The organism is Bradyrhizobium sp. ORS 375, assembly GCF_000239775.1.
Taxonomy (GTDB): Bacteria; Pseudomonadota; Alphaproteobacteria; order Rhizobiales; family Xanthobacteraceae; genus Bradyrhizobium.
Window position 1 is genome coordinate 1 of sequence record NZ_CAFI01000487.1, and the last position, 7,061, is coordinate 7,061.

8 protein-coding genes are annotated in these 7,061 nt (G+C 66.5%); 4 read left to right on the forward strand and 4 right to left on the reverse strand.

From position 1 onward, the window contains the following. The first annotated feature begins 253 nt into the window (after positions 1-253). Positions 254-1,123 (forward strand): diaminopimelate epimerase, encoded by an 870-nt coding sequence (gene dapF / locus BRAO375_RS33930; protein ID WP_009031942.1) that lies wholly within the window; start codon positions 254-256, stop codon positions 1,121-1,123. Then, on the forward strand, positions 1,120-2,442 hold the full coding sequence (gene mtaB / locus BRAO375_RS33935; protein ID WP_009031943.1) for a tRNA (N(6)-L-threonylcarbamoyladenosine(37)-C(2))-methylthiotransferase MtaB: 1,323 nt from the start codon (positions 1,120-1,122) through the stop codon (positions 2,440-2,442). The genes dapF and mtaB overlap by 4 nt, the downstream gene beginning before the upstream one ends. A 51-nt stretch (positions 2,443-2,493) precedes the next feature. Here mtaB and BRAO375_RS33940 read toward each other — a convergent pair whose 3' ends face one another. Beyond that, complete coding sequence (locus tag BRAO375_RS33940) at positions 2,494-3,390, reverse strand: RluA family pseudouridine synthase (RefSeq protein WP_009031944.1); 897 nt, start codon at positions 3,388-3,390, stop codon at positions 2,494-2,496. A gap of 59 nt (positions 3,391-3,449) precedes the next feature. On the opposite strand from BRAO375_RS33940, the gene ftsY reads away from it, so the two are divergent. After that, on the forward strand, positions 3,450-4,397 hold the full coding sequence (ftsY, locus tag BRAO375_RS33945) for a signal recognition particle-docking protein FtsY (RefSeq protein WP_009031945.1): 948 nt from the start codon (positions 3,450-3,452) through the stop codon (positions 4,395-4,397). A gap of 81 nt (positions 4,398-4,478) precedes the next feature. Then, positions 4,479-5,081 carry a septation protein A gene (locus tag BRAO375_RS33950; protein WP_009031946.1) on the forward strand — a complete coding sequence of 201 codons (603 nt, stop codon included), beginning with the start codon at positions 4,479-4,481 and terminating at the stop codon, positions 5,079-5,081. Positions 5,082-5,382: 301 nt separating this feature from the next. On the opposite strand, the gene BRAO375_RS33955 is transcribed toward BRAO375_RS33950, so the two are convergent. Genes BRAO375_RS33955 through BRAO375_RS33965 form a run of 3 tightly spaced genes read right to left on the reverse strand, consistent with a single transcriptional unit; the run spans position 5,383 to position 6,934 of the window. Next, positions 5,383-5,979 carry a DsbE family thiol:disulfide interchange protein gene (locus BRAO375_RS33955; RefSeq protein ID WP_009031947.1) on the reverse strand — a complete coding sequence of 199 codons (597 nt, stop codon included), beginning with the start codon at positions 5,977-5,979 and terminating at the stop codon, positions 5,383-5,385. Then, a complete protein-coding gene (gene ccmD / locus BRAO375_RS33960; RefSeq protein ID WP_006611640.1) occupies positions 5,976-6,155 on the reverse strand; it encodes a heme exporter protein CcmD in 180 nt (59 codons plus the stop codon). Before ccmD ends, BRAO375_RS33955 begins: the two co-directional genes overlap by 4 nt. A 2-nt stretch (positions 6,156-6,157) precedes the next feature. Further along, on the reverse strand, positions 6,158-6,934 hold the full coding sequence (locus tag BRAO375_RS33965) for a heme ABC transporter permease (RefSeq protein WP_009031948.1): 777 nt from the start codon (positions 6,932-6,934) through the stop codon (positions 6,158-6,160). Positions 6,935-7,061: the final 127 nt, after the last annotated feature.

Here is a 7,061-nt window from a genome sequence, read left to right on the forward strand (position 1 = left end):
CCTGCGCCCGGGCGGTCGGACCGCCCAGCGCCAGCGCGACCGAACCCACGGCCAGAACGAGGCGGAAAGTGCTGAGATTCATTCGACTATTCTCCAGTGGCCGTGCTGCGTGGCCCGGTTCGTGCCGGCGAATGGACCGGTACCTATCATGCCCGGCGGCGCGGCGTCCCATGACAGATGCGTCATGTCCCCCTGCGGACTGGTCAAGGCCGCGCCTATCGCCATATAAGACGGACACAATTTGGATATTTTCATGAGCGCGCTGGCCAACCACAGCTTCGTCAAGATGAACGGCATCGGCAACGAGATTGTCGTGCTGGACCTGCGCGACGTGAAGCATGTCGTGACGCCGGACGAGGCTCGTGCGGTTGCATCGCGCGTGCCTTACGACCAGTTGATGGTGCTGCAACGGCCGCGGCTCGATGGCACCGAGGCGTTCATCCGCATCTACAACAATGACGGCTCGGAGTCCGGCGCCTGCGGCAACGGCATGCGCTGCGTGGTGAGCCAAGTGTTTGGCAAGACCGGCCAGACCAGCGCGACGTTCGAGACGCGTGCCGGCCTGCTGAACTGCTGGCAGGGGCCGTCGCCCGATCTCTACACGGTTGACATGGGCGTGCCGAAGTTCGGCTGGCAGGAGATCCCGCTGGCTGAGGAGTTCCGCGACACCCGCTACATCGAGCTGCAGATCGGGCCGATCGACGCGCCGATCCTGCATTCGCCGTCGGTCGTCAGCATGGGCAATCCGCACGCGGTGTTCTGGGTCGACAACGACGTCAACTCCTATGACCTCGAGCGCTTCGGGCCGCTGCTCGAAAACCACCCGATTTTCCCGGAGCGCGCCAACATCACGCTGGCCCAGATCGTCGATCGCGACCACATCACGATGCGCACCTGGGAGCGCGGCGCGGGACTGACCAGGGCCTGCGGCTCGGCCGCGTGTGCGACGGCGGTGGCCGCGGCCCGGCTGAAGCGCGCCAACCGTCTCGTCCATATGACGCTGCCCGGCGGCGAACTGACGATCGAATGGCGCGAGCGCGACGATCACGTGCTGATGACGGGCACGGCGACGTTCGAGTTCGAGGGCCGGTTCGCGCCAGAGCTGTTCGCCAGCGTCGCATGAGCGTCGATGTCGTCACCTTCGGCTGCCGGCTCAACGCGTTCGAATCCGAGCTGATCGCGCGCCACGCCGAGGCGGCGGGAGCTGACGACACGATCGTCATCAACAGCTGTGCGGTCACCAACGAGGCCGTGGCGCAGGCGCGGCAATCCATCCGCAAGCTCAAACGCGAGCGGCCCACGGCGCGGATCGTCGTGACCGGCTGCGCGGCGCAGACGCAAAGCGCGATGTTCGCCGATATGCCCGAGGTCGATCGTGTGATCGGGAATGAGGACAAATTGCAGCCGGAGGCGTGGCGCGTGACCGCGCAGGCGCTGACGGCGCCGCGCTTCGGCGTCGATGCGTCCGAGAAGGTCGCCGTCTCCGACATCATGGCCGTCACCGAGATGGCGCCGCATCTCGTCGATGGTTTTCAGCACGGCCTGCCGCGCGTGTTCGTCCAGGTGCAGAACGGCTGCGACCACCGCTGCACCTTCTGCATCATCCCTTACGGCCGCGGCAATTCACGCTCGGTGCCGATGGGGGCCGTGGTCGATCAGGTCCGCACACTTGCCGAACGTGGCCATGCCGAGATCGTGCTGACCGGTGTTGATCTCACGAGCTACGGCGCGGATTTGCCCGGCACACCGAAGCTCGGCCGGCTGGTGAAGCAGATCCTGCGCCATGTGCCGGAGCTGAAACGGTTGCGCATCTCCTCGATCGATTCGATCGAGGCCGATGCGGATCTGCTCGATGCGCTCGCCGAGGATGCCAGGCTGATGCCGCATCTGCATCTGTCGCTGCAGGCCGGCGATGACCTGATCCTGAAGCGGATGAAGCGGCGGCACGCGCGTGCCGACGCGATCGCGTTCTGCGATCAGGTGCGGCGGCTGCGGCCGGACATCGCGCTCGGCGCTGATCTCATCGCGGGCTTTCCGACCGAGACCGAGGAGATGTTTGTCCGCTCGCTCGATCTCGTCGAAGAGTGCGGGCTGACATTCTTGCACGTGTTTCCCTACTCGCCGCGCCCAGGCACGCCGGCGGCGCGGATGCCGCAGGTGGACGGTGCTGTGATCCGCGACCGCGCGCGGCGGCTGCGCGCGGCAGGAGACGCGGCATTGCGGCGGCGGCTGGATGCCGAGATTGGCTGCCAGCGTGAGGTGCTGATCGAGAGCGCGACGCAGGGCAGGACGGAGCATTATCTGCCGGTGTCTATCAGCGGTCCGGAGTCGGGCAGCGTGCAGCGGCTCATGATCACTGGACATGATGGTGCGAGACTTTCAGTCCGGAACTCCGTCATGCCCGGGCTTGACCCGGGCATCCACGCTGTGTCCGCGAAGTAAGACGTGGATGGCCGGGACAAGCCCGGCCATGACGCGTGGAGGGAGATGGGCTCACTCCCCATTCCACCCGCACAGCCGCAGCCGCTCGTGCATGTGCAGCGGTGCCGGCGCGACGACGTGCACCGGCGGCTTGTTCTTCGACAGTGGGATCGAAATTTCCCGCGCATGCAGATGCAGCCGCGGCTCGCCGAAGCGCGGGCCGTTGCCGTAGATGTTGTCGCCGACGATCGGCCAGCCGGACGCGGCGGAGTGCACGCGGAGCTGGTGGGTGCGGCCGGTGATGGGTTCCATGGCGAGCCAGGTGAGGCGCGGGTTCTCGGTTGATGGAGGCTCGATCTCACCCACGGCAGGCCGCGCTCCCTCCCCCCTTGTGGGGGAGGGGTGGGAAGGGGGATGGCTCCGGGCGACACTGCCCGTGGGGACCCCCACCCCCGACCCCTCCCCGCAGGGGGGAGGGGAGTCGGTGCCGCAAGAAAGAGGGGAGTGTGGGGATGCACTGGCAGGCGAATACGACCGCCCCAGAACCCGCCATCTCGTCACCGCCGGCTGCCCGTTCGGGTCCGGCTTCTGCCACCAGCCGCGCTCCGCATTCAGCTTGCCGAGCGGCAGCTCGATTACGCCTTCGTCAGCCTCCGGCCCGCCCTCGACGATCGCCCAATACGTCTTCGATATCTTGCCATGCTTGAACAAAAGCCCGAGCGACGCCGTTGCCTTGCGATGGCGGCCGAGCACCAGGCAGCCTGAGGTTTCCTTGTCGAGCCGATGCGCCAGCACCGGCGGGCGCGGCAGGCCGAAGCGCAGGGCATCGAACGAGGCTTCGAGGTTGGGTCCGCCCTTCGGTCCCTTGTGCACGGGAATGCCGGCCGGCTTGTCGATCACCAGCATCAGCCCGTCGCGGTGGAGCACGCGGGCGAGCATCTCCTCGTCGGTGGGTTGGTTAATGTCCATGGAAACCGTAACGCGGGTGTGAGCTTTCGTTTGGGAAGGGAAAGGGCTAACACCACGCCATGAACGATACCACCTCCGAAACACCCAAGCGGTCGTGGTGGCGGCGGCTCTCGGACGGCCTGAAGCGCACCTCCGGCGCGCTCGGCACCGCCGTGGCCGATCTCGTCACCAAGCGCAAGCTCGACCGCGCGATGCTCGACGACATCGAGGACGTGCTGCTGCGCGCTGACCTCGGCACTCAGGTCGCCGCAAGGATCGCCGAGGCCGTTGGCGCGGGCCGCTATGACAAGGCGATCAGCGCCGACGAGGTCAAGACCGTGGTCGCGACCGAAGTCGAGAAGGTGCTGGCGCCGGTGGCGAAGCCGCTGATCGTCGAGGCCGGACACAAGCCGTTCGTCATTCTCGTCGTCGGCGTCAACGGCTCGGGCAAGACCACCACCATCGGCAAGCTCGCGCAGACATTCGCCTCCGAAGGCAAGCAGGTGATGCTGGCCGCGGGCGACACCTTCCGCGCCGCCGCAATCGAGCAGCTCAAGGTGTGGGGGGAGCGCACGAGGGCGCCGGTGATCGCCGGCGCGCAGGGTTCCGACGCAGCCAGCCTCGCCTTCACCGCCATCACCGCCGCGAAGGAGCAGGGTCGGGACATCCTGCTGATCGACACCGCCGGCCGGCTGCAGAACAAGGCCGAGCTGATGAACGAGCTCGAAAAGGTCGTGCGTGTCATTCGCAAGGTCGACGCGTCAGCGCCGCATGCGGTGCTGCTCGTGCTCGACGCCACCGTGGGACAAAATGCGCTGTCGCAGGTCGAGGCGTTCCATCGTACGGCTGGCGTCACGGGCCTGGTGATGACCAAGCTCGACGGCACGGCGCGCGGCGGCATCCTGGTGGCGCTGTCGGAGAAGTTCAAGCTGCCGGTGCACTTCATCGGCGTCGGCGAGGGCGTCGAGGATCTGCAGCCGTTCGCCGCCAAGGATTTCGCGCGGGCGATCGCCGGCATCGAGGACTAACGGCGCGCCGCTCCGGCGCGGTGTGATCGTGGACGACGAGACCAGCTGCGTCGCTGCTGACGACAGCCAACAGGACATGGAATGGACAAGACCCAGCCGCATCCGCTGTTCAAGCTGGCCACCGAGCTCGGCCCGCTGATCGTGTTCTTCTTCGTCAACGCCAAGTTCAACCTGTTCGCTGCGACCGGCGCCTTCATGGTCGCGATCATCGCGGCGCTGATCGCGTCTTACGTGGTGACGAAGCACATTCCGCTGATGGCGCTGGTCACCGCCGTGGTCGTGATCGTGTTCGGCACGCTGACGCTGGTGCTGCACGACGAGACCTTCATCAAGGTCAAGCCGACCATCATCTACGGCCTGTTCGCGGCGGTGCTCGGCGGCGGCCTGCTGTTCAACCGCTCCTTCATCGCGATCATGTTCGATCAGGTGTTCAACCTGACATCGGCGGGCTGGCGCATCCTCACCTTCCGCTGGGCGCTGTTTTTTGCCGCGATGGCGGTGCTGAACGAGATCGTCTGGCGCACCCAGAGCACGGACTTCTGGGTCGGCTTCAAGGCCTTCGGCGTGCTGCCGCTGACCATGATCTTCGCCATCGCCCAGATGCCGCTGATCAAGCGCTACCACCAGGACCCGGCGTCGCTGGCCGCCAGCGATGCGGCGGAAGGGGATGTGAGCAAAGGGTAGCTTTCTCGATCGTCATTCCGGGGCGCTCGCGTCAGCGAGCGAACCCGGAATCTCGAGGTTCCGGGTTCAATGCTTCGCATTGCCCCGGAACGACGATCGCAACTGAAATTCGTGAGGCACTGCGCTCGCGCCTCATCCTCACTGTCATCATCCGCGGAAGCGGATGATCCAGTACGCCGCGGCCGTCGTGAGTCACGATGCTGTCACGGCGTACTGGATCGCCCGGTCAAGCCGGGCGATGACAGCGGGGGTGGAACGGACAGCTGGCGGGGAATGACGAGCGACTAATCGCTCGCCGCAACTAACCGCCCGCCTTCAGCGCCTTCTCGATCTCCGGCTTCAGCACCGCGTCGATGTTCTGCGCCGTGATCGGGCCGACCAGCTTGTAGACGATGGTGCCCTCGCGTCCCACCACGAAGGTCTCGGGCACGCCGTAGACGCCCCATTCGATGCCGGCGCGGCCGTTGCCGTCGACGCCGACGACGTCATAGGGGTTGCCGTAGCGGCCGAGGAAGCGGCGGGCGTTGTCGGCGGCGTCCTTGTAGTTGATGCCGATGATCTGGAAGCGCTTGTCGCGGCCGAGATCGACCAGCAGTGGTGCCTCGTCATGGCAGGGGACGCACCACGACGCCCAGACGTTGACGATGCTGACCTTGCCCTTGAGCACGGCCGGATCGAGCCCGGGTACAGCCGTGCCGTCCTTGGCGAGCTCCGGCAATGGAGGCAGCGGCGTCGCGGGCGCCGGACGGCCGATCAGCGCCGATGGAATTCGCGACGGATCGCCGTTGCCGAGCCGGGACCAGAACAGGGCAGCCAGCCCGAGAAACACCACAAGCGGCAGCAGCATCAGCAGCGAGCGCCGGCGCGGTGCCGGCTCAGGCGAAGTCGGTTCGGTCATTGCATGTCCGTGGCGGCGCGGCCGGAGCGGCGGCTGATGCCGCTCTCCTCGAGTGCGCGCAGTCGCGCCTTCTGGGTGCGGTAGTCGATCGCGATCCAGGCGATCAGCAGCACCACGACGAGCGCGGCGGCGAGATAGGAGGTCGCGATGAAGGAGGTGTAGGGGCCGAGGTCCATCTTTAGGCGGCTCCCACGGCCTGGCTGGTTGCGCCGCCGGATGACGCACTGCCTTGATACGCGCGGGCCTGCATCATCTGCAGGCTGCGCACGCGCCGGCGCAGGATCTCGTTGCGCATCGCGGCGACATGCAAGGTGACGAACAGGAACGAGAAGCCGATCGCCATGACCAGCAGCGGGATCAGGAACGATTTGTCGAGCGCCGGGCCGCCCATCCGCATCACCGAGGCCGGCTGGTGCAAGGTGTTCCACCAGTCGACCGAGAACTTGATGATCGGCAGGTTGATGGCGCCGACCAGCGTCAGCACGGCGGCCGCGCGTGCGGCGCGCGTCGGGTCCTCGACGGAGCGCCACAGCGCCATCAGGCCGAGATACATCAGGAACAGGATCAGCACCGAGGTCAGCCGGGCGTCCCATTCCCAATAGGTGCCCCACATCGGCCGGCCCCACAGCGAGCCGGTGAGTAGCGCCAGGAAGGTGAAGCTGGCGCCGATCGGCGCGGCGGCCTTGGCGGCGACGTCGGCGAGCGGGTGGCGCCACACCAGGGTGCCGAGCGAGGCGATGCTCATGACGCCCCAGACGAACATCGACAGCCACGCATTGGGCACGTGGATGAACATGATCTTGACGGTCGCGCCCTGCTGGTAATCGTCGGGTGCCAGCGCCGACAGGTACAGGCCGGCGCCCAGCAGCACGACGGTGACCAGCGCCAGCCACGGCAAGAGCCGCGCCGCGAGCGCAAGGAACCGGGTGGGATTGGCGAGGTCGATCAGCGACATGAAAACCTTGTTAAAGGCGGAAGCGGTTGCAGTCCATCAGCACGGCGCGGCTGGCCAAGAGTTGATCATGGTCAAACCCCGGTACGTCGAGAGTTAATCCTTGGATTTTCACGGGCAGGCGATGGGC